This window comes from Actinoplanes sp. NPDC023801, from assembly GCF_040639655.1.
Classification (GTDB): Bacteria; Actinomycetota; Actinomycetes; order Mycobacteriales; family Micromonosporaceae; genus Actinoplanes.
The window spans coordinates 781285-807417 of record NZ_JBFAAI010000001.1 but is presented as its reverse complement, the minus strand read 5'-3'; the positions used below and the strand labels follow the sequence as shown (position 1 = coordinate 807417).

At 71.4% G+C, this 26133-nt stretch carries 19 protein-coding genes and 1 pseudogene; 9 read left to right on the top strand and 11 right to left on the bottom strand.

Features of this window, described 5'->3' with window-relative positions:
• Positions 1-82: 82 nt before the first annotated feature.
• The 4 genes from AB0G04_RS03915 to AB0G04_RS03900 all read left to right on the top strand — a co-directional run bounded on the left by AB0G04_RS03915 (position 83) and on the right by AB0G04_RS03900 (position 1763).
• Positions 83-544: a DUF6232 family protein gene (locus tag AB0G04_RS03915; protein WP_360975832.1), complete on the top strand. Its 462-nt coding sequence runs from the start codon at positions 83-85 to the stop codon at positions 542-544.
• Positions 541-894 carry a hypothetical protein gene (locus tag AB0G04_RS03910; RefSeq protein ID WP_360975829.1) on the top strand — a complete coding sequence of 118 codons (354 nt, stop codon included), beginning with the start codon at positions 541-543 and terminating at the stop codon, positions 892-894. The genes AB0G04_RS03915 and AB0G04_RS03910 overlap by 4 nt, the downstream gene beginning before the upstream one ends.
• 115 nt (positions 895-1009) lie before the next feature.
• Positions 1010-1489, top strand: coding sequence for a PAS domain-containing protein (locus AB0G04_RS03905; protein WP_360975826.1), 480 nt, complete (start codon positions 1010-1012; stop codon positions 1487-1489).
• Positions 1490-1595: 106 nt separating this feature from the next.
• Entirely contained in the window at positions 1596-1763 is a 168-nt protein-coding gene (locus tag AB0G04_RS03900; RefSeq protein ID WP_360975823.1) for a hypothetical protein, read from the top strand.
• 14 nt (positions 1764-1777) lie between these two features.
• On the opposite strand, the gene AB0G04_RS03895 is transcribed toward AB0G04_RS03900, so the two are convergent.
• The 3 genes from AB0G04_RS03895 to AB0G04_RS03885 all read right to left on the bottom strand — a co-directional run bounded on the left by AB0G04_RS03895 (position 1778) and on the right by AB0G04_RS03885 (position 4735).
• Positions 1778-2674, bottom strand: a complete 897-nt coding sequence (locus AB0G04_RS03895; protein ID WP_360976272.1) for a ribokinase — start codon at positions 2672-2674, stop codon at positions 1778-1780.
• Positions 2671-3486 carry an ABC transporter ATP-binding protein gene (locus tag AB0G04_RS03890; RefSeq protein WP_360975820.1) on the bottom strand — a complete coding sequence of 272 codons (816 nt, stop codon included), beginning with the start codon at positions 3484-3486 and terminating at the stop codon, positions 2671-2673. Before AB0G04_RS03890 ends, AB0G04_RS03895 begins: the two co-directional genes overlap by 4 nt.
• 70 nt (positions 3487-3556) lie before the next feature.
• Positions 3557-4735, bottom strand: coding sequence for an ROK family transcriptional regulator (locus tag AB0G04_RS03885; protein WP_360975817.1), 1179 nt, complete (start codon positions 4733-4735; stop codon positions 3557-3559).
• Between the two features lie 172 nt (positions 4736-4907).
• On the opposite strand from AB0G04_RS03885, the gene AB0G04_RS03880 reads away from it, so the two are divergent.
• Positions 4908-6479, top strand: coding sequence for a glycoside hydrolase family 3 N-terminal domain-containing protein (locus tag AB0G04_RS03880; RefSeq protein ID WP_360975814.1), 1572 nt, complete (start codon positions 4908-4910; stop codon positions 6477-6479).
• Positions 6480-6833: 354 nt separating this feature from the next.
• Here the strand turns inward: AB0G04_RS03880 and AB0G04_RS03875 are convergent, their stop codons facing one another.
• A complete protein-coding gene (locus AB0G04_RS03875) occupies positions 6834-11699 on the bottom strand; it encodes an NAD-glutamate dehydrogenase (protein ID WP_360975811.1) in 4866 nt (1621 codons plus the stop codon).
• A 167-nt stretch (positions 11700-11866) separates the two neighbouring features.
• Here AB0G04_RS03875 and AB0G04_RS03870 point away from each other — a divergent pair, with 167 nt between their 5' ends.
• A complete protein-coding gene (locus tag AB0G04_RS03870) occupies positions 11867-13771 on the top strand; it encodes a penicillin-binding transpeptidase domain-containing protein (RefSeq protein ID WP_360975809.1) in 1905 nt (634 codons plus the stop codon).
• Positions 13772-13805: 34 nt separating this feature from the next.
• Here AB0G04_RS03870 and AB0G04_RS03865 read toward each other — a convergent pair whose 3' ends face one another.
• From AB0G04_RS03865 to AB0G04_RS03845, 5 genes and pseudogenes are all read right to left on the bottom strand, one after another.
• Positions 13806-14294, bottom strand: a complete 489-nt coding sequence (locus AB0G04_RS03865; protein ID WP_360975806.1) for a hypothetical protein — start codon at positions 14292-14294, stop codon at positions 13806-13808.
• A gap of 1456 nt (positions 14295-15750) precedes the next feature.
• Positions 15751-16821 (bottom strand): annotated as a pseudogene (locus AB0G04_RS03860) (arginase family protein); the annotation flags it as partial.
• Between the two features lie 29 nt (positions 16822-16850).
• Positions 16851-17804 carry a tetratricopeptide repeat protein gene (locus AB0G04_RS03855; RefSeq protein ID WP_360975803.1) on the bottom strand — a complete coding sequence of 318 codons (954 nt, stop codon included), beginning with the start codon at positions 17802-17804 and terminating at the stop codon, positions 16851-16853.
• 107 nt (positions 17805-17911) lie between these two features.
• On the bottom strand, positions 17912-19585 hold the full coding sequence (locus tag AB0G04_RS03850) for a methylmalonyl-CoA mutase family protein (RefSeq protein WP_360975800.1): 1674 nt from the start codon (positions 19583-19585) through the stop codon (positions 17912-17914).
• 192 nt (positions 19586-19777) lie between these two features.
• A complete protein-coding gene (locus tag AB0G04_RS03845) occupies positions 19778-20983 on the bottom strand; it encodes an NAD(P)/FAD-dependent oxidoreductase (RefSeq protein ID WP_360975797.1) in 1206 nt (401 codons plus the stop codon).
• A 53-nt stretch (positions 20984-21036) separates the two neighbouring features.
• Here AB0G04_RS03845 and AB0G04_RS03840 point away from each other — a divergent pair, with 53 nt between their 5' ends.
• The gene (locus tag AB0G04_RS03840; RefSeq protein WP_360975794.1) at positions 21037-21618 is read left to right on the top strand and encodes a PadR family transcriptional regulator; all 582 of its coding nucleotides are present in this window, start codon (positions 21037-21039) and stop codon (positions 21616-21618) included.
• A 133-nt stretch (positions 21619-21751) separates the two neighbouring features.
• On the opposite strand, the gene meaB is transcribed toward AB0G04_RS03840, so the two are convergent.
• Together meaB and AB0G04_RS03830 are read right to left on the bottom strand one after the other, a co-directional pair.
• Entirely contained in the window at positions 21752-22717 is a 966-nt protein-coding gene (gene meaB, locus AB0G04_RS03835) for a methylmalonyl Co-A mutase-associated GTPase MeaB (protein WP_360975791.1), read from the bottom strand.
• On the bottom strand, positions 22714-23898 hold the full coding sequence (locus AB0G04_RS03830) for an acetyl-CoA C-acetyltransferase (protein ID WP_360975788.1): 1185 nt from the start codon (positions 23896-23898) through the stop codon (positions 22714-22716). Before AB0G04_RS03830 ends, meaB begins: the two co-directional genes overlap by 4 nt.
• Positions 23899-23980: 82 nt before the next feature.
• On the opposite strand from AB0G04_RS03830, the gene mce reads away from it, so the two are divergent.
• Positions 23981-24508, top strand: coding sequence for a methylmalonyl-CoA epimerase (gene mce / locus AB0G04_RS03825; RefSeq protein ID WP_360975785.1), 528 nt, complete (start codon positions 23981-23983; stop codon positions 24506-24508).
• A gap of 290 nt (positions 24509-24798) precedes the next feature.
• On the top strand, positions 24799-26133 hold the full coding sequence (locus tag AB0G04_RS03820) for a cell division protein DivIVA (RefSeq protein ID WP_360975782.1): 1335 nt from the start codon (positions 24799-24801) through the stop codon (positions 26131-26133).

Below are 26133 nucleotides of genomic sequence, written 5' to 3'. Positions count from 1 at the left end.
CCGGAGCCTCCTCGTCATCGAGTCGTTTCGCCGCCAGCCTACGACGGGTAACGACTAACCTGGGTCCCCTGGGAGGCAGAAGATGACTACGTACTACCGGGATCCGGAAGTGCTGATCACGTCATCCGGGATCTGGATGAACGGCCGCGAGTTCCGGCTGCCCGAGCTCATCCAGGTCTGGTACACGAAGGGCACCCGATCCTGGGGTGTCGTCGCGTGGCGCGGCGCTCTCGGACTCGCCATGCTGCTGCCGCTGCTGGTCGGCGCGCTCGCCGTCCTGCTGGCCGTGCTGATGGATCTCTCGATCGGCACCACCGCGGCGATGGTCGTCGGCGGCGTCCTTCTCGGCCTGGCCGTGGTGCCGGTCGCCGACCTGCTGCTGGAACGGGTCGACCGGTCGTACGACCGGGGCACCCGCACGCTGGAGATCTGGGGCCGGGTCCGCGACGGCGACGTGCTGCTGATGCGCACGAACAACGCCCAGCGGTTCGGCCGTGTCTACCGGGCGCTGCAGCGGGCGCTCGAGCCCGCGGTACGACGGTGAGGCGGGACGCGGCCGGGCTGGCCGCGCTGCTCGGCGGCGTGGGTGTGCTGCACTTCGTGGCGCCGGAACCGTTCGACGCCATCGTGCCGCGGTCGCTGCCGGGTCCGGCGCGCACGTGGACGTACCTCAGTGGGGTCGCCGAGCTGGCGGTGGCCGCCGCTGTGGCGCACCCGCGGACCCGCCGGGCCGGTGGTCTGGCCGCGGCCGCCCTCTTCGTGGCGGTCTTCCCAGCCAACGTCAGGATGGCGGCCGACTGGCGGCACGCCTCGCCGGTCAAGCGCGCGATCGCCTTCGGGCGGCTGCCACTGCAGGCTCCGCTCATCGCGTGGGCGTGGCGGGTGTCGCGCTGATTCGGCTGTTTCGGCGCTACGAAACGCCCTGATTGGCGACGATCAGGACATCATTAGAGCCACCGAGGTACGGCCCAGCGGCGTCGAGCGCACGTTCGGTGCGAACGAGCTGATCGTGTCCAAGACCGATCCGCGCGGGGTCATCACGTACGCCAACGACGTCTTCCTGCGCGTCTCGGCCCTGACCGAGGAGCAGGCACTGGGCCACCCGCACAACCTGATCCGGCATCCGGACATGCCACGGGCCGTGTTCAAACTGCTCTGGGACACCCTGGAGAAGCGGCGGGAGATCTTCGCGTACGTCCTCAACCTGGCCGCCGACGGCGCCCACTACTGGGTGTTCGCGCACATCACTCCGTCGTCCGACCGGTCCGGCCGGCTGCTCGGCTACCACTCGAACCGGCGCAGCCCGGCCCGGCCGGCGGTCACCGCGATCCGGGACGTCTACGCGCAGCTCCTGGACGTGGAACGCCGGCAGAGCCGTACCCCGGACGCGGTGGCCGCCGGAACGGCCGCCCTTGACCGGATGCTCACCGAACGCGGCCGTACCTACGACGAGCTGGTCTGGGACATCACCGACGGGGGCACGCGGTGAGGGCGAGGCCGGACGCCGTCGACACGGCCGCCCTGGACCGGGCGGTGCAGCTCGTCACCGAGGTCTGCGAGCGGGCCGGCAACGGTGAACTCGAGGTCCGGGTGCCGTGATCGGCGGCTCGGAGCGGGTGGCCCGGCTCCGGACCGCGGTCAACGGGTTGCTCGACCAGGCGGTCGACGGCGGTCAACAGGCCGAGGACGTGGGATTGTCGCAGCTCGCCGAGGTTCTGCGGGCCGAGGTGTCACGTTTCGTGAGCACCATCCGGGCGTCCTGACGGGCCGGCGGGCTTCAGCCCTGGTGGTAGAGGGCTTCGATGTCGGCGCGAGCGGGCAGGGCGTTGCTGGCACCGACCCGGCGGACACAGGCGGCGCCCGCGGCGTTGGCCCAGCGCACGGCGTCGACCAGGTCCCGGCCCTCGCCCCACGCCACGGCCAGCGCGCCGGTGAAGGCGTCCCCGGCCGCGGTGGTGTCGGCGACCTCCACCCGGTAGGCGGGCACGTGCACGTCGGTGCCGTCCCGGTCGGCGTATCGGGAGCCGTTGCCGCTGAGTGTCAGCACGACCCGGGGCACCAGGGCCAGCAGCGCCGTCACGTCCGGCTCGTCACCGCCGGTGATGGCCCGTGCCTCGGTCTCGTTCACCACCAGCAGGTCCACCTCCTCCAGCAGGCCGGACGGCAGCACCCGGGCGGGCGCCGCGTTCAGGATCGTCCGGGTGCCGGCGGCCCGGCCGGCCCGCAGCGCGGCGAGCACCGTGGCCATCGGGATCTCCTGCTGGCAGAGCAGCACGTCGGCGGCGGCGACGGCGGCCCGCTCCTCATCGCTCAGGTCGACGAAGGTGCGGTTCGCCCCGGGGCTGACGAGGATGGAGTTCTCGCCGGCCCGGTCGACCATGATCACTGCCACACCGGAGGAGCCGTAGCTGGTCCGTACCAGATCGACGTCGACGCCGGCCGACGCAAGCCGCGCGTTGAGGGTGACGCCGAACGCGTCGGAGCCGATGGCTCCCAGGAAGGTCGTCGCGGCGCCCGCCAGTGCGGCGGCGATGGCCTGGTTGGAGCCTTTGCCACCGGGCGTCATCACGAAGTCGTCGCCGAGCACCGTCTCGCCCGGCCGGGGCAGGCTCGGTGCCAGCCCGACCAGGTCCATGTTCGCGCTGCCCACGACGACGACCCGGGTGGTCATCAGCCGGCCCGGGCGGTGTACCGGTCGCCGAAACGGTCGACGATCAGCGGCAGGCCGAAGGTCTTCGTCAGGTTCTCCGCGGTCATCACCTCGCCGAGCAGACCGGCCGCCACCACGTTGCCCTCCCGCAGCAGCAGGCCGTGGGTGAAGCCCGGCGGGATCTCCTCGACGTGGTGCGTGACGAGCACCATGGCCGGGGCGTCCGGGTCCAGCGCCAACTCGGCCAGGTGACCGATCAGCGTCTCGCGGCCGCCCAGGTCGAGGCCGGCGGTCGGCTCGTCGAGCAGCATCAGCTCGGGGTCGGTCATCAGTGCCCGGGCGATCTGGGTGCGTTTACGCTCCCCCTCGGACAGGGTGCCGAACTCGCGGTCGGCGAACCCGGCGATGCCCAGCTGGTCGAGCAGCTCACGGGCACGGGCCTCGTCCTGCGGGTCGTAGCTCTCCCGCCAGCGGCCGACCACCGACCACGCGGCGGTCACCACCACGTCGAGCACCCGCTCCGAGGGCGGCACCTGCTCGGCGAACCGGCCGGTGGTGATGCCGACCCGGGTCCGCAGCTCGGTCACATCGGTCCGGCCCAGCTTCTCGCCGAGCACGTACGCCGTGCCGCGGGTCGGATGCAGGCGGGCGGACGCCAGGTTCAGCAGGGTGGTCTTGCCCGCACCGTTCGGGCCCAGCACCACCCACCGCTCGTCCAGCTCGACCTGCCAGGACAGGTCGCGGATCAGGTAATTCCCGCCCCGGACCACGTTGACGCGGTCGAAGGCGATGACGGTGTCCTCGTCGGGCGGAATGGATACGGCAGCCTCGCGCACGCGTCCATCCAACCATGCTCGCCCGCGTACGCCGGACGGCGTGCCGGGCCTACCCGGATCGGGCCCGGCTTCAGTCGGTGGTCGAGCCGAAGACGTCGTCCCGGACGGCGTCGAGGGCGGTACGCAGAGCGCCGTGCAGGACCGGTTCGGACGTCACGGTGGTCACCACCACCTTGGGCGAGCCCAGCGTGATAGCGGCCACCTCGCGCTCCACCCGGTCGGCCAGGGCGGGACCACCGGCCCGGCTCACCTCGCCGGCCAGCACGACCAGCGGCGGGTCGAGGACCGCGCAGGTGGCGGCCACGCCGAGAGCCAGGCGCCGGGCGAGTTCGTCGAGGACCGGCTCACCGGCGGGCCCGGCGGCGACCGCGGCGCGCACCACGTCGGCGGCCTCAGCCCCGCGGAAACCGAACTGCTTGCCGATCGCCTTGACCGCGTCGGCCCCGGCGATCGCCTGGAACGCTCCCTTGACGCCTCGCCGGGACGCGTTGTGCGGCACCTCGGCGCCCGCCACCGGCAGGTAGCCGATCTCACCGGCCGCACCGGTGGCACCCTGGTGGAGGCGCCCGTTAATGACGGTGGCCAGACCGACGCCCCGACCGATCCAGACCAGTGCGAAATCGGTCACGCCAGTGGCGGCTCCCGTGCTGAGCTCGGCGACCGCGGCCAGGTTCACGTCGTTGCCGAAGAAGACCGGGGTGTTCAGATCGCGACGCAGGTCGGCGAGCAGGCCGCGGTGCCAGCGGGGCAGGTCGTGGGCGAACGAGATCTCGCCGGACTGCGGGTCGACCAGGCCGGGGGTGCCGAGCACCACGCGGCGGACCGAGGACATGTCGGCGCCGGCCTCACCGGCGGCCTGGACCACGGCGTTGTGCACCACGCCGACCGGGTCGTCGGTGTCCTTGGTGCTCAGCTCGACGCGGCTGATCACGGTGCCGGTGATGTCGGCGCACGCGGCGACGACCCCCTCCGGGCCGACCTCGACACCGATCACGTGCGCGCTGGACGGCGTCACGGCGTAGAGCTGCGCGTTCGGGCCGCGGCCTCCGGCCTGCTCACCCACCCGGCGGACCAGGCCGCGCTCCTCGAGTCGTTCCACCAACTGCGACGCGGTGACCTTGCTGAGGCCGGTCATCTCGCCGAGCTGGGCCCGGGTCAGCGGGCCTCGGTTGAGCAGCAGATCCAGCGCGGCGCGGTCGTTGAGAGCGCGCAGCAACCGGGGCGTGCCCGGAAGGCGAGTGGCGGCCATAACATAGTCCCCTAATAGAAAAGATTCTTTCCTGTTACAGTGTCGACGCACGACACGCAGCCGCAGCGTAACGGTAGGCAATGTCGCCGAACCGCAAGGTGGCTATCGACTCCGAGCGATCATGGCAGCTAGTGGCCCCCTGCGGCCAGAGTTGCGTCATCGGAAGGACACCATGGCGATCGACCCCGGCCTCCGCCGACTGGCCCTGCGCACCCTCCTCGCCGCCTTTCCCGGCGCCGAGGCACCGCAGTGGGCCGGCGACCTTCTGCTCGACGGGCTCGCCGGGCACACCCTGTTCGGGGGCAACGTGGTCGAACCCGGTCAGGTCACCCGGCTGACCGCGCAACTGCGCGGCGCCCGGGCGGACGTGCTGATCGCGATCGACGAGGAGGGTGGCGACGTCACCCGGCTCGGCCACCGGACCGGCAGTGCCTACCCCGGTAACGCGGCACTCGGCGCGGCCGGCGACCCGGACCTGACCCGGCGGGTGTACGCGGCGATCGGCGCCGACCTGGCCGCCGCCGGCATCAACCTCGACCTGGCGCCGACCGTCGACGTCAACACCGCGAGTGAGAACCCGATCATCGGTACGCGCTCGTTCGGCGCCGACCCGTCACTGGTCGCCCGGCACACCGCCGCGGCCGTCACCGGACTCCAGTCCAGCGGGGTGGCCGCCTGCGCCAAGCACTTCCCCGGCCACGGGGCCACGGTCAGCGACTCGCACCTCGAGCTGCCCACCGTGGACGTGCCGTTGTCCCTGCTCCGCGAGCGCGACCTGCCGCCGTTTGCGGCCGCCGTCCAGGCCGGGGTACGCGCGGTGATGAGCGCCCACATCCGGGTGCCCGAGCTGACCGGCGACGGCCCGGCCACGTTCAGCCGCGCCGCACTGGCCGGGCTGCTCCGCGACGAGCTGGGCTTCCGGGGCGTGATCGTCACCGACGCGCTGGAGATGCGCGGGGCGGCGGGCGCGGCCGGCAGCATCCCACGGGCCGCCGTCGCGGCGCTGGCTGCCGGCGCCGACCTGCTCTGCATCGGCGCCGTGGTCGACCTGGAGCTGGTCGAGGCGGTCGCCGCCGAGATCGCGGCCGCCACCGGTGACGGCCGCCTGCCCCTGGCCCGCCTGGAGGACGCCGCCGCCCGCACTGCGGCCCTCGCCGTGGCGAGCACACTCCCCGCGCCGACCGGAGAGGACCGCACCCCGGTGGACATCCGCACCGCCAAGGACGTTCTCGCCGCCGGAGACGCCCTCGCCGCCGGGGCCATTCTCGCCGCCGGGGCCGTTCTCGCCGCCGAGGGCCGGATGAACCGGCCCGACTTCGAGCTCGGCGTGGAGGCCGCCCGCCAGGGGATGCGCTTCGAAGGCTCGGACGACGAACTGCGTGATCCGCTGGTGGTCCGCTTCGTGGCCGGCTACTCGATCGCCGAGGGAAAGGTGCCGTGGGGCCTGGCTCCGCACCTGGCGACGGCCGAGGAGATCGAGGTCGTCGCCACCGAGACAACCGCCGAGTCGATCACGGAGCGTGCCGGTGACCGCCCGATCGTGGTGGTCGGCCGCCGCATCCACAGCTCGCCCGCGGCACGCACCCTGGTCGAGAAACTGGCCGCGGACCGTCCGGTCGGTGTTGTCGAGATGGGCTGGCCGTCTCCGTGGCGCCCGTCCGGCGTGCAGGCCTTCGTGATCACTCACGGGGCGAGCCTCGCGAACAGCCGGGCGGCCGCCGAAGCACTCGGACTGGCCGGCTGAGCTTCCTCACGAGCTGGCGTGCACCGCTGTCTCAGGGCGTTGAGACAGCGGTGCACGACAGCCGGTGGCCCTGACAGGCGGCGTAACTTTGCGTTACCGGCTACATGCCAGACGTCACGGGCGTCCCGTTATGGGCGAAACTTCCGGACGAACCGGACCAGCCGAATGGACAATCCGCCTACGCTCCGCTTCCCTGCCCGCTGTGCCCTCACCTAGCGTGATGGCCAGAAGGTGGGTCTGGGGAACGTCGCGGAACTCGACTCGGGACCAGTACGAACCGCGACGCAGACGGTGAGCCGGGCTTCGGCGGGACTTCGGGAGCAGACCCCCGAAAGCCCGGCTCACCAAAAGACATCAGGCCGCCGACGTCTTGACCAGCGTGCGGATCTGCCGCAGCAGCACCGACAGTGCCGCCAGGTCGGCCGGAGTGTCCTCCACGTTGCCCATCGCGTTCGAGGCCCGCGCGATCGAGGCGGCGTTCACCTGCTCCCACTCCGAGACCCGGTCCTCCGGCGCGGCCGTGGACGGCGTCGACTGGAGCACCTCCGCGGTCAGCGCCGCCAGCGCGGCGTACAGGTCGTAGCGCAGCGCCATCCGGGCCAGGGTCTGCCACCGGTCCCCGCGCGGCAGCTTGGAGATGTGCGACAGCAGCGCGTCCACCCCGAACCGCTCGGACAGGACGAAGTAGACCTGCGCCACCTCGCCCGGATCCCGGCCGGTCGACGACGCGGTCTCCAGGATGTCCAGCAGGCCGAAGCCGTAGAACACCCGGGCCACCGCGCCGGACAACTCCTCCGGGACACCCTTGCCCACCAGCTCGTCCACCCGCTCGTCGAGAGCGCGGCGCTCGGCGCCGACGATCACCTGCGGCAGCCGTGGCAGCAGGTCGGCGACACCCGGACGCAGCTTGGCGATCTCCCCGGCCACGTCGATCGGCGACCGGCGGGTGCTGACCAGCCAGCGCACCGCACGGTCCAGCAGCCGCCGGGTCTCCAGGAAGACAAGCGTCTGCGCGGACGTCGGCACCTCGTTGTCGAGCGCCTCACCGGCCGCCCAGACCTCCGGCAGGCCGTAGACGTCGCGGATCACCACGTACGCCCGGATCACGTCGGCCGCGGAGGCCCCGCTCTCCTCCATGGCCCGGTAGACGAACGACGTACCGCCGCGGTTGACCACCTCGTTGACCAGCGACGTCGAGATGATCTCGCGCCGCAGCCGGTGCCCGGCCATCCGCTTGGCGAACCGCTCCCGCAGCGGCGTCGGGAAGTACTCGGTCAGCACCTCGGCCGTCCACGCGTCGTCGACCAGGTTGTCGGCGAGCACCTCACGTTCCAGACTGATCTTGACGTACGCCAGGAGCACCGCGAATTCCGGCGGAGTCAGGCCGTCGCCGTTCTCGTGCCGGGCGGCGAGTTCCTTGTCCGTCGGCAGTGCCTCCAGCTCCCGGTTCAGCACACCGCGCTTCTCCAGCGAGGTGAGCATGCGCCGGTGCACCGGGAGCAGCGAGTGAGCCTGCGCACGGGCGTTGCCGAGCGCCATGGCCTGCTGGTAGTTGTCGCGCAACACCATGTCGCCGACCTCGTCGGTCATCATGGCGAGCATCTCGTCGCGCTCCGGGGTGGTCATCTCACCGTCGACGACCGCCCCACCGAGCAGGATCTTGATGTTGACCTCGTGGTCGGAGCAGTCCACACCGGCCGAGTTGTCGATGAAGTCGGTGAACACCCGGCCGCCGTTGCGGGCGAACTCGATCCGCCCACGCTGGGTCAGGCCCAGGTTGCCGCCTTCACCGACGACCCGGACCCGCAGGTCGGCGCCGTTCACCCGGATCGCGTCGTTGCCCTTGTCACCGACGTCGGCGTGCGACTCGCCGGCGGCCTTCACGTAGGTGCCGATGCCGCCGTTGAAGAGCAGGTCGACCGGCGCCTTGAGAATGGCCCGCATCAGTTCGCCGGGGCTGATCGAGCCGGCCTCCGACTCGATCCCCAGCGCTTCCCGGATCTGCGGGCTGAGCGGGATCGACTTGGCGGTCCGCGGGTACACCCCGCCGCCCTCGCTGATCAGGGACTTGTCGTAGTCGTCCCAGGAGGAGCGGGGCAGGTCGAACAGGCGCTTGCGTTCGGCGTACGAGATCGATGCCGTGGGGTCGGGGTCGAGGAAGATGTGGCGGTGGTCGAAGGCCGCGACCAGCCGGATGTGCTCCGACAGGAGCATGCCGTTGCCGAAGACGTCGCCGGACATGTCGCCGACGCCGACCACCGTGAAGTCCTGGCTCTGGGTGTCGAGGCCCAGATCGCGGAAGTGCTTCTTGACCGACTCCCACGCGCCGCGGGCGGTGATGCCCATCTTCTTGTGGTCGTATCCGGCCGAGCCTCCGGAGGCGAACGCGTCGCCCATCCAGAAGTCCTTGCCGACCGAGATCTCGTTGGCGATGTCGCTGAACGTGGCGGTGCCCTTGTCCGCCGCCACCACGAGATAGGGGTCGTCGCCGTCGTGCCGGACCACCTCCGGCGGCGGGACGATCGTGGTGCCCTGGATGTTGTCGGTGACGTCGAGCAGCGCCGTGATGAATTGCTTGTAGCACTCCACCGCCTCGTCCCGGTCGCCCGGCTTCTGCTTCAGCACGAAGCCGCCCTTGGCACCGACCGGCACGATCACCGAGTTCTTCACCATCTGCGCCTTGACCAGGCCGAGCACCTCGGTGCGGAAGTCCTCGCGCCGGTCCGACCAGCGCAGGCCGCCGCGGGCGACCGCGCCGTACCGCAGGTGCACGCCCTCGAACCGGGGCGAATAGACGAAGATCTCGAACTTCGGCCGGGGCTGGGGCAGATCCGGAATGGCCTGCGGGTCCAGCTTGAAGGCCACGTAGGACTTCGGCCGGCCCTCCCGCCCGCGCTGGAAGAAGCTGGTCCGCAGGGTGGCCTCGATCAGGGTGAGGTAGGAGCGCAGGATCCGGTCCTGGTCCAGGCTCTCCACCTGGTCGAGCAGCTCGGTGATCCGGTCCCGGACCTCGCCGGCCTGCTTGGCCCGCTCGTTCTCGCCGACCGGCAGGTGCGGTGAGAAGCGGATCTCGAACAACTTCACCAGCAGTCCGGCGATCTCCGGGTACGAGGTGAACGTCGACTCCAGGTAGCGCTCCGAGAAGACGTTCCCGGTCTGCCGGAGATATTTGGCGTACGCCCGGAGCACCACCACCTGACGCCAGGTCATCCCGGCCAGCAGCACCAGCTCGTTGAACCCGTCCACCTCGGCCTCGCCGCGCCAGGCGGCCGCGAACGCGTTCTCCACCTGCGGGCGGACCTCGGCCAGCTCGCGGTGCCCGGACGGGGGCAGCAGGCCGAAGTCGTAGAGGTAGATGACACCGTCGTCGCGGCGGATCTCGTACGGCCGCTCGTCGGTGACCCGGACACCAAGCGAATGCAGCACCGGCAGCACCGCGGACAGCATCATCGGTTCGCCGTACCGGTACACCTTGAACCGCACGTCGCGCTCGTCCGGCTCAGGATTGCCGTCCTGACCCAGCCGCCGCCGCCGGAACAGGTGCATGGCCAGCTGACCGGGCTCCTCCAGGAGCTCCAGCTTCGCCAGGTCCTGCATGCCCTCGTACGGCGTGTGGGTGTTCTTGTAGCTCTCCGGGTAGGCCGAGGAATACCGCAGGAACAGCCGCCGGGCCTGCTCGTCGCCGAGTTTGCGCTCCAGCACCAGGGAGAAGTCGTCGTCCCACATCCGGGTCGCGTCGGCCAGGAGCTCGGCCAGCTCGTTGGGGTCCAGCTGACCGGGCGGCGCTGCCGGGTCGGTCCGCACGATGAAGTGCACCCGCGCCAGCATCCGCTCGGTCACCCGGGTGGTGTAGTCCACCCCGACGCCGTTCAGCTCGCGCAGCAGGATTTCCTGCATGCGCAGCCGGTTGCCGGTGGTGAACCGGTCCCGGGGCAGGTAGATCAGGCAGGAGATGAACCGCCCGTAACCGTCACGCCGCAGGAACAGCCGCAGCTGCCGGCGCCCGGCCATCCGCAGCACCCCGATGACGGCCTCGTACAGGTCGTCGGTCTTGATCTGGAACAGCTCGTCACGCGGGTAGGTCTCCAGGATCTGCAGCAGGTCCTTGCCGGAGTGGCCGCGCGGGGACAGGCCCGAGCGGTCCATCACCTCCTGCACCTTGCGCTTGATCACCGGCAGGTGGCGCACGCTGGTCCGGTACGCCGAGCTGGAGAACAGGCCCAGGAAGCGGCGCTCACCGACCACGTTGCCGGCGTCGTCGAACAGCTTCACGCCGATGTAGTCGAGGTAGGCCGAGCGGTGCACGGTCGCCCGCGAGTTCGCCTTGGTGATCACGAGGAGCCGCTTCTCCATGGCCCGCTCGTAGACCTCGGGGGCCATCTCGGAGGCCAGCCGCCGCGGCTTGCTCGCACCGCGCAGGATGCCCAGCCCGGTGCCCGGAACGGCGGTCAGGACGCCGTCGTCCAGCCGGTACTCCCGGTAACCGAGGAAGGTGAAGTGGTCGTTGGCGAGCCACTTGAGCAGCTCGATCGAGTCGGTGACGTCCTTGTCCGGGGCCGGCATCTTGTGCGACCCGCGGGCGGCGGCCAGCTCGTCGGAGATCACCAGAGCCCGCTGACGCATCCGGGGCCAGTCCTCGACCGCGTCGCGTACGTCGGTGAGCACCCGCCGGACCTCGTTGAGCAGCTGCTCCCGCGCCTCCGGCCGGCGGATCGGGTCGATCTCGATCCGGATCCAGCTCTCCACCAGATCGCCCTCGATGGCGTCGTCCGGCTCGACGTCGGCCTCGAGCTGGGCGAGCGCGCCGAGCGGCTCGCGGCGCACCACGATCAGCGGGTGCACCATCAGGTCGACCTGTAGGTTGTGTGCCGTGAGCAGGGCTATCACCGAGTCGACCAGGAACGGCATGTCGTCCGTGACGATCTGCAGAACGCTGTGCCCCTGCGTGCCCCCGGGCTCGGTGATGGCCAGTTTCAGCTCGCCCGGCAGCCGGTTACGGGCCAGTTCGCGGTGTTCGACCGCGGCCGCGTACATCTCCTCGGGTGTGTAACCGACCAGTTCCTCATCGGGTGCGAACCGCCAGAAGCGGCCGACCAGAGATGCGGTCGTGTGATCGTCTCCCGCTCGCTCGACCGCCTGTGCCACCAGCCGTTCGGCGTTCGGCACATCGTCGAGCACGGTCTGATCAGAATCGGTCGCTGCCTCGTCGGCGACAGCCATGGTCCGGCGCTCCCCTCACCCACGACACTGTGGGCTCGAACGTGTCGGGGACAGCCTAGAGCCCGCCCCCGACAACCTTCACACCCCAGGTGTGCCCGTCTCGCGGGACAGCCAGAACGGGCATTGGTTTATTACGGTTCGTTCAGCTACCCACCGAAGGGACCCTCATGCGCCGCTCCCCCGCCGGCCTTACCGCGCTGCTGCTCGTCGCCGCGGGCGGCCTCACCGCCTGCTCCTCGGACCCCGCCGAGGACACCGTCAAGGCGTTCGTGAGCGGCTGGGCCACCGGCAAGGTCGACGACGTCGGCTTCGTCACCGCGGCCGGCGGCAAGATCGCCGCCGGCGACGTGCTGAGCCAGATCAACGCCACGTACGGGGACCTCACCGGGCAGCCGGTCACCGTCACCACCTCCGGCGGCACCAAGGAGACCGGCGACAACGCCAGCACGCCGATCACCGTCCGCTGGACCCTGCCGGGCGGCGTCGAGTGGAGCTACCCGAGCACGGTCCGCAGCACCCGGGCCGGCCAGGACGGGTGGAGCGTGGTCTGGGAGCCCGCGATCGTCCAGCCCGACCTGGCGGCCGGTGAGAAGCTGCGCCTGCGCCGGGTCCCCGCCACCCGCGGCGGCGTCCTCGACGCGTCCGGCAAGACCCTGGTCGGTCCGCAGCAGGTGGTCGTCGTCGGGGTCAGCCCCGAACGGATCACCGACCTGCCCGCGCTGCAGAAGGCCCTCACCACCTCGTTCCGCAAGATCAAAGTGGACCTTCCGCTGAAGGACCTCAAGGACCGGGTCGACAAGGCCGACCCCGGAGCGTTCCTGGACCTCGTGTCGCTGCGGCGGCCGGATTACCTGAAGATCCGGGACGAGATAAAGCCCCTGCCCGGAACCGTCTTCCGGGACGAGACGAGACAGCTCGCACCGACCCGGGCCTTCGCCCGCGCGCTGCTCGGCACGGTCGATCCCGCCACCGAAGAGGACGTCGCCGCCAAACCCGGCATCCTGGTCGCCGGCGACCAGGCCGGACACGGCGGCCTCCAGCAGAAATACGAGGACATGCTCCGCGGCACGGCCGGCCTCTCCGTCGTGATCGAACGCCAGGGCACCGACGGCAAGACCGAGGACACCAAGCTGTTCACCGCCGAACCGGTCGCCGGCAAACCGATCAAGGTGACCCTCGACACGCGGGTGCAGAACGCCGCCGACACCGCCCTCGCCGCCGAGAAGCAGCCCAGCTCCCTCGTCGCCATCCGGGTCAGCGACGGCGCCGTGCTCGCCGCCGCCAACGGACCCGAACCCGGCGGGGTCAACACCGCCTTCACCGGCCAGGTCCCACCGGGGTCGACCTTCAAGATGATTTCCGCGTACGGGCTCCTCGCGCGCGACGCGATCACCGCCAACACCGTCGTCGACTGTCCCAAAACGGTCACGGTGGATGGCCGTGAGTTCAAGAACTCGCACAACCAGGCACTCGGCAAGGTCCAGTTCCATGTCGACTTCGCCAAGTCCTGCAACACCGCGTTCGCCGCGCTCGCCCCCAAACTCGGCTCCGCCGGCCTGCAGGAGGCGTCCACCGCCCTCGGCCTCGGCGGCGACTGGGACCTGGGTGTCGACGCCTACACCGGTCAGGTGTCCGACGGCGGCACCGCCACCGAACTCGCCGCCGCCGTCTTCGGGCAGGGCAGCACCGTGGTCAGCCCGCTCGCCATGGCCGGCGCCACCGCAGCCGTCGCCAAAGGACAGTTCCAGCCGCCGAAGCTGCTCCTCGACCCGGCGCCGCCCGCTGCCGCGGCCGGCCCGCAGCTCGACGCCGACGCGGTCACCGCGCTGCGCGGCATGATGCGCGAGGTGGTCACCGTCGGCACCGGCACCGCGCTGCGCAAGGTCCCCGGCGGGCCCGTGCACGGCAAGACCGGCACCGCCGAATTCCAGACCGGATCGGCCGACACCCACTCCTGGTTCATCGGCTACCAGGGCGACATCGCCTTCGCTGTCATGATCCAGAAGGGTGGCGCGGGTTCGGAGGCCGCGGTTCCCGCCGTGAACCGTTTCCTGTCCGCCCTCAACGGCTGACCGCCACACGCCGCCGCGCCGCCTCCCGCACCGGCTACCCGCAGACGATGTCGTCGGCGATGGTGACGGAAATGTCGGCGAGAGTCTCGTACTTCGCCGGCAGCTTGACGAAGGGAGCGGTAGCGGCGGCGCGGTCGTACTCCGCAGTGGCGGCACCCTCGGTGCCGATGATCAGCATCCGGAACCGCTGTCCCTCATGCATCGGATCACCGATCTGCTGCGAGGTCAGGTGCCAGCGAACGTCGTCCCCGGAAGCGGGAATGATCCTCCGGGTGAGGTAGTAGAGGTCGCCGGTGTTCGGCCCCTTCAGGAGCAGCCAGGCGGCACGGTCGCCGGTGAGGCCGGACACGGTGCCGCTGAGCGAGGAGCACAGGGGGACCTTGTCGCCGTCCTCCGGAGAGTCGAAGGACGCCGTCATGTTCCCGGCCGGGGGCGACGAACCCCAGAACGCCGACCAGTAACGTCCTATGTCGCTGAACCTGACATCACCCAGATCGCGAACCAGTGCCAGGCCCGCGATCACCAGCGCGAGGACCCCCAGTACGATCGCCGCCCGCCCCGCCTGGCTCCCGTCACGAGTCCGTCGCGCCGCGGGATCCCCCGCCTGTTCCCTGTCCTCTGTCGGTTGTTCCCCTCGCACGAGCACGCCACCCTCCACAGTGAAGTTCCCCGACGGGGTACGTCACCGCGTGGAGCCCGGTTCAGAAGGATCTTGCCCCGTCCGGCGACCGGAGCGCAGGCGTCGAACGGCGAGCGACGATCAGGCGTCGGACCGCGAGCGACGATCAGGCGACCCCGGGTGGGAAACCGCCGGCCGGGCCGGTACCGACCGCGGGTGAACCGACGCCGGACGTCGGCGGATCGGCGGGTGGGCGCGGCCGGAGCATTCCCGGCCGGGTCGCCGGCAGCGGCTCCGAATCGAGCAGCGGTGCTGAGCCGAGAGGGCGCGAGAGCAGGCGGATCGCGGTGTCGTTCGTCTCCCGGACGGGCTCGGCCCCATCGGCGCCGTCAACCCCGGCCGGCATCTCGCGCTCCCACTCGGAATCAGCGTCGGATACGGCCGTATCACCCGGCTGGTCTCCCTCGGCGGAGCCGCGCGGCTCCGCCCGGTCACCGGAGTCAGCGTCCTCGGAGTGATCGTCTTCGGCCACGGCGGCGTGATCGTCCCCGTCGTCCGAGTCGGACCCGTCGACAGCGTCAGGTTGCCCGACCACATCGTCCGGATGCGCGAGACCATCCACATGCTCGCCGACGTCGTCCGGCTCTTCGCCCGCCGGCTCCTCCCGGTCCGCCGGATCATCACGGTCCGCCGGATCATCACGGTCTACCGGCTCCTCACGGCCCGCCGGCTCTTCACTATCCGCCGGGTCCTCACCGTCCACCGGATGGTCACGGCCCGCCGGATCGTCAGGGTCCACCAGCTCCGCACGGTCCACCGGATCGTCACGATCGAGGCGACTCCCGTTGGTCGAGGACGTGGTACCGAGAGCGGCGGCCAGCACGAATTCCGCGTCGGTGACCGAAGCTCCCGGCGTCCCGGAGGCGGTCGCTGCGGAGGCCTGCGCGGCCGGACCACTGCCGGGGCCGGGATCCGTCTCCGGCCACGGCGTGGCAGCGGGATTCGGCCCCCAGGCCGACACGGACGACTCCGGATCCGGAGAGTCGACATCCCCTCCGGGCACCGCCTGGTCAGCGACCTGCTCGGATGCGACCTGCTCGGAAGCAGCGCGCGCCACCTCCGTGTCCTCAGCCGAGGTGGGGTCCGGCGCGGAGAGCGACACAGCGTTGACCGGCTCGGCACCGGACGGCCCGGCGTCCAGCTCGGCACCGGATGACAACGAGCTGCCCATCTCGGCGCCGTAAATTCCGGCGTCGGGCTCGGCTGCCAGCTGAGCAGGAGCCGGCTCGGCAGCTAGCTGAGCAGGGCCCGGCGAGGCAGCGAGCTGAGCAGGGCCCGGCTCGGCAGCGAGCTGAGCGGCCCCCTCCTCGGCGGCGGTCGGCTCGGTATCCGCCCCGGGAACGAAGTGAGTGCGGACCCGGAACGGAACGGCGGGTACGGCGACCGCGTCCGGGCCGGGCCCGGCCGGCTCCGGGGTGGCCAGGTCCCGGCGAGCCGCGACCAGGTCCGGGCGGGCTGCCGTGGTGCGTACCGGAGAGAGGCCGCCGACCACCGCTGACGTGATCTCGGACGCGTAGCGGCCGTCCGGGTCGTAGTCGGGGTCGAAGACGGTGATCTCCACGCCGAGACAGTGCGGTGACTCGACGAGGCCGGAGAGGAGGATCTCCAGTTCGGGGAAGGCGATCCCGCCCGGGTCGGGGGCGTCGACGGCCGGCATGACCGCCGGGTCGAGGACGTCGACGTCGACGTGCACCCAGTAACCGGCGCAGTCGACGAGCTGGTCGCGGGCCCACTGGGCGGTGCGGGCGGCCCCCTCGGCCCGCAGGGCGGGGACGGGCCGGGTCACGATGCCGGCGGCCTGCAGGTCGAGGCGGTATTCGTCCTGTGCGCGGATGCCGAGGACGACCACGTCGATGTCACGGAAGTACGGCCGGCGCGATTCGATCGCCGCGAGGTCGGCCTGGCCGCGGCCGGTGACCAGGGCGAGGTCCTCACCGGCGGCCGCACCGACGTAGGAGGCATTGCCGGGGTGCCGGAAGTCGGAGTGACCGTCGACGAAGACGAGCCCGATGCGGCCGCCGACAGCATCGCCCAGGCGGTGCATGGCGATGCCGGCGCCGATCAGTATCGAGCAGTCTCCGCCCAGGATCACCGGGAACTCGCCGCCGTCGATGATCGCGCCGATCCGGTCGGCGAGCGCGCGCGAGTAGGCCGAGATCTCGGCGGCGTGGGCGACACCGTCGCCGGGTCGCCAGTCGCCGGGGTCGTACCGTGGCGGGGTCAGGCAGCCCGCGTCACGGGCGCCGAGCCGGGCCAGCAGACCCTGGTCGCGGAGGGCGCCGGGCGCCTTGGCGCAGCCCGGCACCGACGTCGCGGTCGGCGGGCGCAGGCCGAGATTGGACGGTGCGTCCAGAACGGCGATGCGGCGCACGACGCCCCCCTTCGTCAGAAAGCCGCAGCTTAGAAGAGTGCGCGGGCCAGCGCACGTCTCGCGCCGGCGACCGCGGGGTCGTCGGGGCCGGCCACGGTGAACAGCGAGAGCAGGTGCTTGCGCACGGCGTCGCGGTCGTCGCCGCTGGTGGCCTTGACCAGGGCGATGAGACGGGCGTACGCCTGCTCGGCCTGGCCGCTGAGCACCTCGATGTCGGCGGCGAGCCGCTGGGCCTCGATGTCGGCCGGGTCGGCCTCGGCCTTGGCCAGGACCTCGGACGGGTCGGCGCCACCGATCCGCCGGTACAGCTCCACCTGTGCCAGGCCGGACTCGGCGGCGGCGTCGGTGGGCGACTCGGCCAGGATCTTCCGGTAGGCGGCCTCGGCCGCGTCCAGGTCGCCGGTCATCAGGGCGTCGTCGGCGGCGTCGAGCCGCGGGTCCTCGGGGGTGGCCACGCTGACCCCGGCGGCCTTCAGAACCGCGTCGATGTACTGCCGGACCTGACCCTCGGCGAGCACGCCGCTGAAGCCCTCCACCGGCTGGCCGCCGATCAGCGCGGTCACCTGCGGGATGCCCTGCACCCGGAAGACCTGCGCGAGGCGCGGGTTCGTGTCCACATTGACCTTGCCGAGGATCCAGGATCCGCCGTACTCCACCGCGAGCTTCTCGAGCACGGGCGAGAGCTTCTTGCAGGGCTCACACCAGTCGGCCCAGAAGTCCAGCAGGATCGGCGTGGTCAGGGACCGCTCCAGGACTGCCTGGAAGTCGGCCTCGGTGACGTCGATGATCGTGTCCGGTGTGACACCGGGAATTGCACCGGGAACTGCACCGGGCACCGTGCCCGGGACGGCGCCGGAACCCGCGCCGTCGGGGGCGGCGGGACGGCTCGGCGCGGCCGGTTTGGCCGGCGTCGAGGGGCGCAGCGCGCTGAGATCGACCGCGCCGCGGGTGAAGATCGACGGAGTGGTCCTTGGGTCGCTCATGGTTACCTAGTCTCGCACGCTGTCACGCCTGTACGCGTCGCCACCAGCCCGCCGATATCGGACGTCACAGCCCCTCCGGCCGACGGGCGCCGGCCGGAGGGAGAGCGTCAGAATCGGGGCGGTTCGCGGTAGATCCCCCACTCCGATTTGAGCACACCGCAGATCTCGCCGAGCGTGGCTTCGGCACGGGCCGCGTCGAGCATCGCGGGGATCATGTTCTCGCCGGTCCGCGCGACGGTGATCAGGTGTTCGAGGGCGGCTTTCACCCGTACGTCATCGCGGTTGGTCTTGCGGGTCCGGAGATCCTGTTTCTGCTCCTGCTCGACCTCGTGCGAGACGCGGAGGATCTCCAGTTCCTTGGCCACCGTGGTGGTGTGCGCGTTGACGCCGACGACCCTCTTGGCGCCCTTCTCCAGAGCCTGCTGGTACGCGAAGGCGGCCTCCGCGATGTGCGCGGTGAACCAGCCGTCCTCGATACCGCGCAGGATGCCGGCGGTGATGGTGCCGTCGTGGCCGAGCTCACGGATCCTGGTGAAGATCTCCTCCGCCTCGGCCTCGATGCGGTCGGTGAGCGCCTCCACATACCACGATCCGCCGAGCGGGTCGGCCACATTCACCACGCCGGTCTCCTCCATGATCACCTGCTGGGTGCGCAGGGCGATCTCGGCGGACTCGTCGGTGGGCAGGGCGAGCGTCTCGTCGAGGGCGTTGGTGTGCAGCGAGTTGGTACCGCCGAGCACGGCGGCCAGCGCCTCGACCGCGGTCCGCACGACGTTGTTGACCGGCTGCTGGGCGGTGAGCGACACCCCGGCGGTCTGTGTGTGGAACTTGAGCCACAGTGCTTTCTCGCTGGTGGCGCCGTAGTCGTCGCGCAGGTGGCGGGCCCAGATCCGGCGGGCGGCGCGGAACTTGGCGATCTCTTCGAAGAAGTCGGTGTGCGCGTCGAAGAAGAAGCTCAGGCCGGGGGCGAAGGTGTTCACGTCGAGACCGCGGGACAGGCCCAGCTCGACGTACCCGAAACCGTCGGCGAGTGTGTACGCCAGCTCCTGCGCGGCGGTCGAGCCGGCCTCCCGGATGTGGTAACCGCTGACCGACAGCGGCTTGTATTTCGGGATCTCGCGGGCGCAGTACTCCATCAGGTCGCCGATCAGGCGCAGGTGCGGCTCCGGGGCGAACAGCCACTCCTTCTGCGCGATGTACTCCTTGAAGATGTCGGTCTGCAGGGTCCCGTCGAGCTTGCCGATGTCGGCGCCCTGCCGCTCGGCGGCCACCAGGTACATGCAGAAGACCGGCACGGCTGGGCCGGAGATGGTCATGCTGGTCGTGACGTCCTGCAGCGGAATGCCCTCGAACAGCACGTCCATGTCGGCGGCCGAGTCGATGGCGACACCGCAGTGGCCGACCTCGCCGAGTGCCTCCGGCTCGTCGGAGTCGCGGCCCATCAGGGTGGGCATGTCGAACGCGACGCTGAGCCCGCCACCACCGGCGGCCAGGATCATCTTGTAGCGCTCGTTGGTCTGCCGGGCGTTGCCGAACCCCGCGAACTGGCGGATGGTCCAGGTCCGGCCGCGATATCCGGTCGGGTGCAGACCACGGGTGTACGGGAACTCGCCCGGCCACCCGATGCGTTCGAAGCCGGGGTAGGCGGTGCCCTCGGGTGGCCCGTAGACCGGTTCCACCGTCGCCCCGGAGAGCGTGGTGAAGTCGGCGTCCCGTTTACGGGCCGCGTCGTAGCGTCGTTGCCAGCGTTCCCGCCCGGCCTGGATGTCGGCTGCCTCCATACCCGCCATGGTAGATCAGAACTGAACGATCACTAAGGGATCTCGACGGTCTCCTCGGTGAATGAACAGCAAGGGTTTTCCCCACTGTCGCCGGGGCCGGTTGCGAACAAGAGTGGAGACAAGCAGTTCCCAGTGGCCCCGGTGGCGCCCGCCAACGCCGCCGGGGCTCCCGCACCTCACCGCGGCCGCACCTCACCGCGGCACTGACGGCAGCACCGGCACCCGGTGTTCGAAGATCCAGGCCTGCGGGTCGCCGCGCCGGTGCAGCATCCGCATCACCAGCGGCATCATCGCGTCCCGCATCGCCGCGCCGACCGGCCCGAGCACCTTCGTGCCGCTGGTCCGCCGGCCGTGTGCGACCACCTTCTCCACCCGCGCCCGGCGCGCGGCCTCGTAGGCGGCCAGCGCCGCGGGCACGTCCCGGTGCTCCCGCAGGCTGTGCCCGAGAACGACGGCGTCCTCCAGCGCCATCGACGCGCCCTGCCCGGACGACGGCGCGACGGCGTGCGCGGCGTCACCGATCAGCACGATCCGGTCGCCGCGCCAGACCGGCACCCGCGGCAGGTCACGCGTGTTCCACGGGCCGAGAACCTCGCCGGTGGCCCGGATCAGATCGGCGCCCGGCTCACCGTCGAACAGCTCCAGCAGGTGGGACCGCCACGCCCCGGGGGTGAACTCGCCGGGCTCGGCGGGCCGGCGGCGGGACGGGTTGGCGAACCACCAGACCCGGCCGTCCGGCGCCGCGGCCCAGCCGAAGAACGCCCGGCGGCCGAACGACATCTGCATGACGCCGGACGGCGGGAGCAGCGCGGGGCAGACCGGGCCGTCGGTGAAACCACCGGTGTCCAGCAGGCCGAGGAAGTGCGGCGCCGGCGCCGACGGATCGAGGGCGGTACGGGTTCGCGAGTGCAGTCCGTCCGCCCCGACCAGCAGATTCCCCGTCACGGTGCGGCCGCCGGCGAACTCCGCGGTGACACCGTGCGCGGCAGTCCTCGCCGTGGTGAGCGGGTGGCCGTACACGATCTCGACGCCCCGCGTCCCGGCCTCGGACCGCAGTGCCGCGTAGAGGTCCGCGCGCCGGATCGTGGTGGTGACCGTCCCGTCCGGCAGCGGTCCGCCGAGCGGCGTCTCGGCGAGCAGCCGGCCGGATGCCCCGCGGAGCGCGAGCCGCGGGGTGGCGAAGCCGCGGGCCAGCACGACGGCCGGGTCGGCGCCGAGGGCCCGCAACGCGTTCACCCCGTTGACCGCGATGGTCAGGAAGACGCCCCGCTCGGCGTCACCCGGCCGGCCGGCCTCGTAGATCACCGGGGTGCGGCCGGCGGCTCGGAGGGCGAGGGCGGCGGCGGTTCCCGCGATACCGCCGCCGATGACGATGGCGTCCTGCTCCGTAGTAGTCATAGAATGACTATTGATGAGATGACTATGAACCGTCAACCCCTAAGCTGACCCGCATGAAGCGGTCTCCCCTGGCGATGGTTCTGCTGGCACTGTTGGTGGAGGCGCCGATGCACCCGTACCGGATGCAGCAGGTGATCAAGGAACGCGGTCAGGACCAGCTGGTCAACGTCGCGCAGCGCAACAGCGTCTATCAAACCCTCGATCGGCTGGTACGCGAGGGACTGGCCCGCCCCGGCGGCACGAGCCGGGAGTCCGGCCGGCCGGAGCGGACCGTCTACGAGGTGACCGAGGAGGGCACGGCCAGCCTGCGCCGCTGGCTGCTGGAGATGCTGCCGGAGCCGGCCCGCGAGTTCCCGGAGTTCCCGGTGGCCCTCGCCTTCCTGCCGACGCTCACCCCGGCCGAGACCCGTGAGCTGCTGCAACGACGCGTCGAGGCGCTGTCCGAGCGGGTCGCGGCCATCGAGGCGCAGGCACCGCCCGGCCTGCCCCGGCTGTTCCTGATCGAGGACGAGTACCGGGCCGGCATGCTGCGCGCCGAGATCACCTGGCTGAACAGCCTGATCACCGAACTGGACGAGGGCACCCTGACGTGGGACCGCAAGCTGATCGAGGAGACGCTCGCCCGCTTCCCCTAGCGAGCACCCCCGCCAGCCGCGAACCGGTGCGGTTCAGCCGCCTCCACGACCCGGACCGCACCGGATCCAGCCGTGGACGGCGGCCGCACCGCACCGGGTCCAGCCGGGAGTGGCGGCGGCCGCACCGCCCGATCTAGTCGGAGAGGCCGGCGACCAGCTCCGCGGCGGCGGCGTGCGGGTCGAGCTCGCCGTTCGCGACACGGGCGGCAAGAAGTGGCAGCGCCGTCCCACCGCTCAGGTCACCGATCCGGGCACGCAGGGTGCCCAGCGCCAGCGCCGAGATCTCCGCCGACGCCCGGTGCTCCCGCCGTTTCTGCAGGTTGCCGGTGCTTTCCAGCCAGTCCCGGTGCTTGCCGATCGCGGCCACGACGTCGTCGACGCCCTCGCCCTTGGCCGCTACCGCGCGGACCACCTGCGGGCGCCACTCACCCGGCCCGCGCTCCCCCAGGGCGAGCATGCCCTGAATGTCGCGATAGGTGGCGTCCGCGCCGGGACGGTCCGCCTTGTTGATCACGAAGACGTCGGCGATCTCCAGCACACCCGCCTTGACCGCCTGGATCGCGTCACCCATCCCGGGCGCGAGCAGCACCAGGGTGGTGTCGGCGAGGGAGGCGATCTCCACCTCGGCCTGCCCGACCCCGACCGTCTCGACCAGGATCACGTCACAACCGGCACCCTCCAGCACCCGGACCGCCTGCGGGGTGGCCGCCGAAAGCCCACCCAGCTGCCCGCGACTGGACATCGAGCGGATGTAGACGCCGGAGTCCGCGGTGTGGTCCTGCATGCGGATCCGGTCGCCGAGGATGGCGCCGCCGGTGAACGGGCTGGACGGGTCCACCGCCAGCACGCCGACCCGGTCCCCCGCCTCACGCAGGGCCCGGACCAGCTCGTTCGTCGTCGTCGACTTGCCCACGCCGGGCGCGCCGGTCAGGCCGACGACCTGGGCCCGGCCGGCGTGCGACGCCATCGCGGCGGCCACTTCGGGCAGTGCCGGATCGCCGTTCTCGACGAGGCTGATCAGCCGTGCCACGGACCGGGCGTCGCCCTCCCGCGCCTTGGCGACGAGGGAGGGCACGTCACGGGACCGCCGGCCGGTCACTCTGATGGCACCTTGATGATCAGGGCGTCGCCCTGGCCGCCGCCACCGCACAGGCCGGCCGCGCCGAGGCCGCCGCCGCGCCGCCGCAGTTCCAGCGCCAGGGTCAGCACCAGCCGGGCGCCGGACATGCCGATCGGGTGACCCAGCGCGATGGCGCCACCGTTGACGTTGACGATCGACTCGTCCACCTTCAGCTCGCGGGCGGACTGGATGACCACCTGCGCGAAGGCCTCGTTGATCTCGATCAGGCCGAGGTCGGAGACGGCCAGGCCGGCCTTGTCCAGCGCGTGCTTGATGGCGTTGGCCGGCTGGGACTGCAGCGAGCTGTCCGGACCGGCCACGTTGCCGTGCGACACGATCTCGGCGAGCCAGGTCAGGCCCAGCTCCTCAGCCTTGGCTTTGCTCATCACCAGCACCGCGGCGGCGCCGTCGGAGATCGGCGAGGCACTGGCGGCGGTGATCGTGCCGTCCGGGGTGAAGGCGGGCCGCAGCCCGGCCAGCGACTCCACGGTGGCCTCGGGGCGCACGCCCTCGTCGCCGTCGACCGGACCGGTGGCGTTGCGGCCCCCGGCCGGGACCGGCGCGATCTCCTCGGCGAACCGGCCGTCACGCTGGGCGGCGGCGGCCCGCTGGTGACTGCGGGCGGCGAAGACGTCCTGCTCCTCGCGGGTGATGCCGAGACCGGTGCCACTCGCCTCGGTGGACTCGCCCATCGAGATGCCGGCCCAGGGGTCCATCAGGCCGTCGAACGCGGTGTGGTCACGCACCAGCACATCACCGAACTTACGGCCCGCGCGCTGGTCGGTCAGCAGATGCGGCGCATTGGTCATCGACTCCATGCCGCCGGCCACCACGATGTCGAACTCGCCGGCCCGGATCAGCTGGTCGGCCAGGGCGATCGCGTCCATGCCGGAGAGGCACACCTTGTTGACGGTGAGGGCCGGGGTGGTCATCGGGATGCCGGCCGCGACGGCCGCCTGCCGGGCCGGGATCTGGCCGCAGCCGGCCTGCAGGACCTGGCCCATGATCACGTACTGCACGAGGGCGGGATCGACACCGGCCCGGGACAGCGCGGCGGAGATGGCGTGCCCGCCGAGGGCGGTGGCGGGCAGGTGTTTGAGGTTTCCGAGGAGGCGCCCCATCGGGGTCCGGGCGCCACTGACGATGACGGAGCTGGTCACGGTCACGATCCGATCTGCGCGACCCGGGTCAGGGGCTAACCCGGGGTGGCCTTAACGATGGGTCAGGTCAGAGACTAGCTCCATGACTGACAACACACCGAGCGCGGGCCACGCTGAAAATGTCACAGCGCACGCCCCGCAGCCCGGCGCCGGCCCGGTGGGCGCCCGCCACGCTGAGGGAAGCCCATTCTCCGATGTGGGCCTGCTCCGCATCGACCACGTCGGAATCGCGGTTCCCGACCTCGACGAGGCTCTCCGGTTCTATGCGGACAACTTCGGTTTGCACTGTGTGCACCAAGAGACGAACGAGGAGCAGGGCGTACGCGAGGCGATGCTCGCGGTCGGCGACGGCAGCGGCCCCCGCATCCAGTTGCTCGCCCCGGCCCGGCCCGACTCGGCGATCGCCAAGTTCATCGATCGCAGCGGTCCCGGCCTGCAGCAACTCGCCTACACGGTGGCCGACGTCGAGGCCGCCGCGGACGCACTCCGGGCCCGCGGCCTGCGGCTGCTCTACGACTCACCGAAACGCGGCACCGCAGGGTCACGGATCAACTTCGTGCACCCCAAGGACGCCGGCGGTGTCCTGGTGGAACTGGTGGAGCCGGCCTGAGTGCCTCGCCGGCTCGTACGCCGGTCGGGTGAATCGACCTGACGCGGACCCGCCCGCCTGGCAGGATCGGGGGCATTGAGCAGGGCCGACGACGCCCGTGACGGACCCGGAATCCCCCGAAGCCCCGAGTGGCCAGGTGGCGGGGGACGACGCCCGACCGGCCGGTGAGTCGGCGGGCCCCGCCGAACGGCCTGGGGGCGGGCTGCGCTCCAGGTCAAAGCTGATCTACGATGCGGTGCGGATACCCATCGGCTCTTGCATGTCCGATTCCTCTTCGCCAGGATGGCGCAATGCCCCAGCAGCAGGATCAGAACCTGGCCTTCTTCGAGACCGCCAACTCGCAGCACGACTTCACCGTCGTCCTGCGTGGTTACGACCGTCACCAGGTCGACGGACACATCGGCCGGCTGCTCGCCGCGCTGAACCAGTCCGAGCAGGCCCGCGGTGAGGCTGAGCAGCGGATGAACGACGCCCAGCGTCGCCTGCGGCAGGCCGAGCAGCGGCTGAACGCGCTCGAGCAGAAGCTTGCCGACAGCAACAAGCTGCTGGAGGAGAACAACCGGCCGACGCTCTCCGGGCTGGGCACCCGGGTCGAGCAGATCCTGCGGCTCGCCGAGGAACAGGCCAACGATCACCGCAACGAGGCGAAACGGGAGTCCGAGGGCATTCTCTCCGCGGCCCGCCTCGAGGCCCGCGAGATCACCGACAAGGCTCGCGCCGAGGCCGCCGCGATGAAGGCGACCGCCGAGCGTGAGGCCGGCCAGGTCCGCACGCACGCCGAGCGTGAGGCCGCCGAGGCCCGGGTGCAGGCCCGGCGCGAGGCGGACACCCTGCGGTCGGACGCCGACCGGGAGACCAAGCAGCTCCGCACGGTCACCGCGCACGAGGTCGCCGAGCTGAAGTCGACCGTGGAGCGCGAGGTCGCGTCGCTGCGCGTCACCGCCGAGCGGGAGATCACCCAGGCCCGCGCGAAGGCCGGCCGCGAGGCCGAGGAGAAGCGCGCCGAGGCCACCAAGCTGCTCAGCGATGCCCGTGACAAGCGCGAGAAGGATCTGCAGGCCCTGGCCCTGGAGATCGCCGAGCGCCGGGAGAAGGCCGAGTCCGAGGAATCACAGCGGCACGCCGCCCAGGTCGCCGCCACCCAGAAGATGGTGGCCGAGGCCGAGGAACGGGCCCGCGCCGCCGAGGACCGCTCGAAGGAGATCGAGCAGCGCGCCGAGAGCCGCCGGGTCGAGTCCGAGCGTCACTCGTCCGAGACCGTGGAGAAGGCCCGGGCACTGGCGGAGAAGACCGTGGGCGAGGCCCGCGCCGAGGCGAGCCGGCTGCTCAGCGAGGCGCGTCAGGAAGCCGAGCACACCACCCAGGCGGCCCGTCGCGAGGTCGAGGACCTGACCCGTCAGAAGGACGCCGTCACCAACCAGCTGGGTCAGATGCTCTCCGGGCTGTCCGGCCTGGTGCCGGGTGTCGGAGCGGCGGCTCCGGCGGCCGCTGCGGCGGCTGCCAAGCCGGCCGAGGCGCCCGTGCAGCGGGCACCCGAGCAGCCCGCACAGCAGGTCCAGCAGGGCGGAGCGGACGTGGCGGAGGAGGCCGGCGACGAGCCGGTGACCGCCAAGACGAACTCCTGA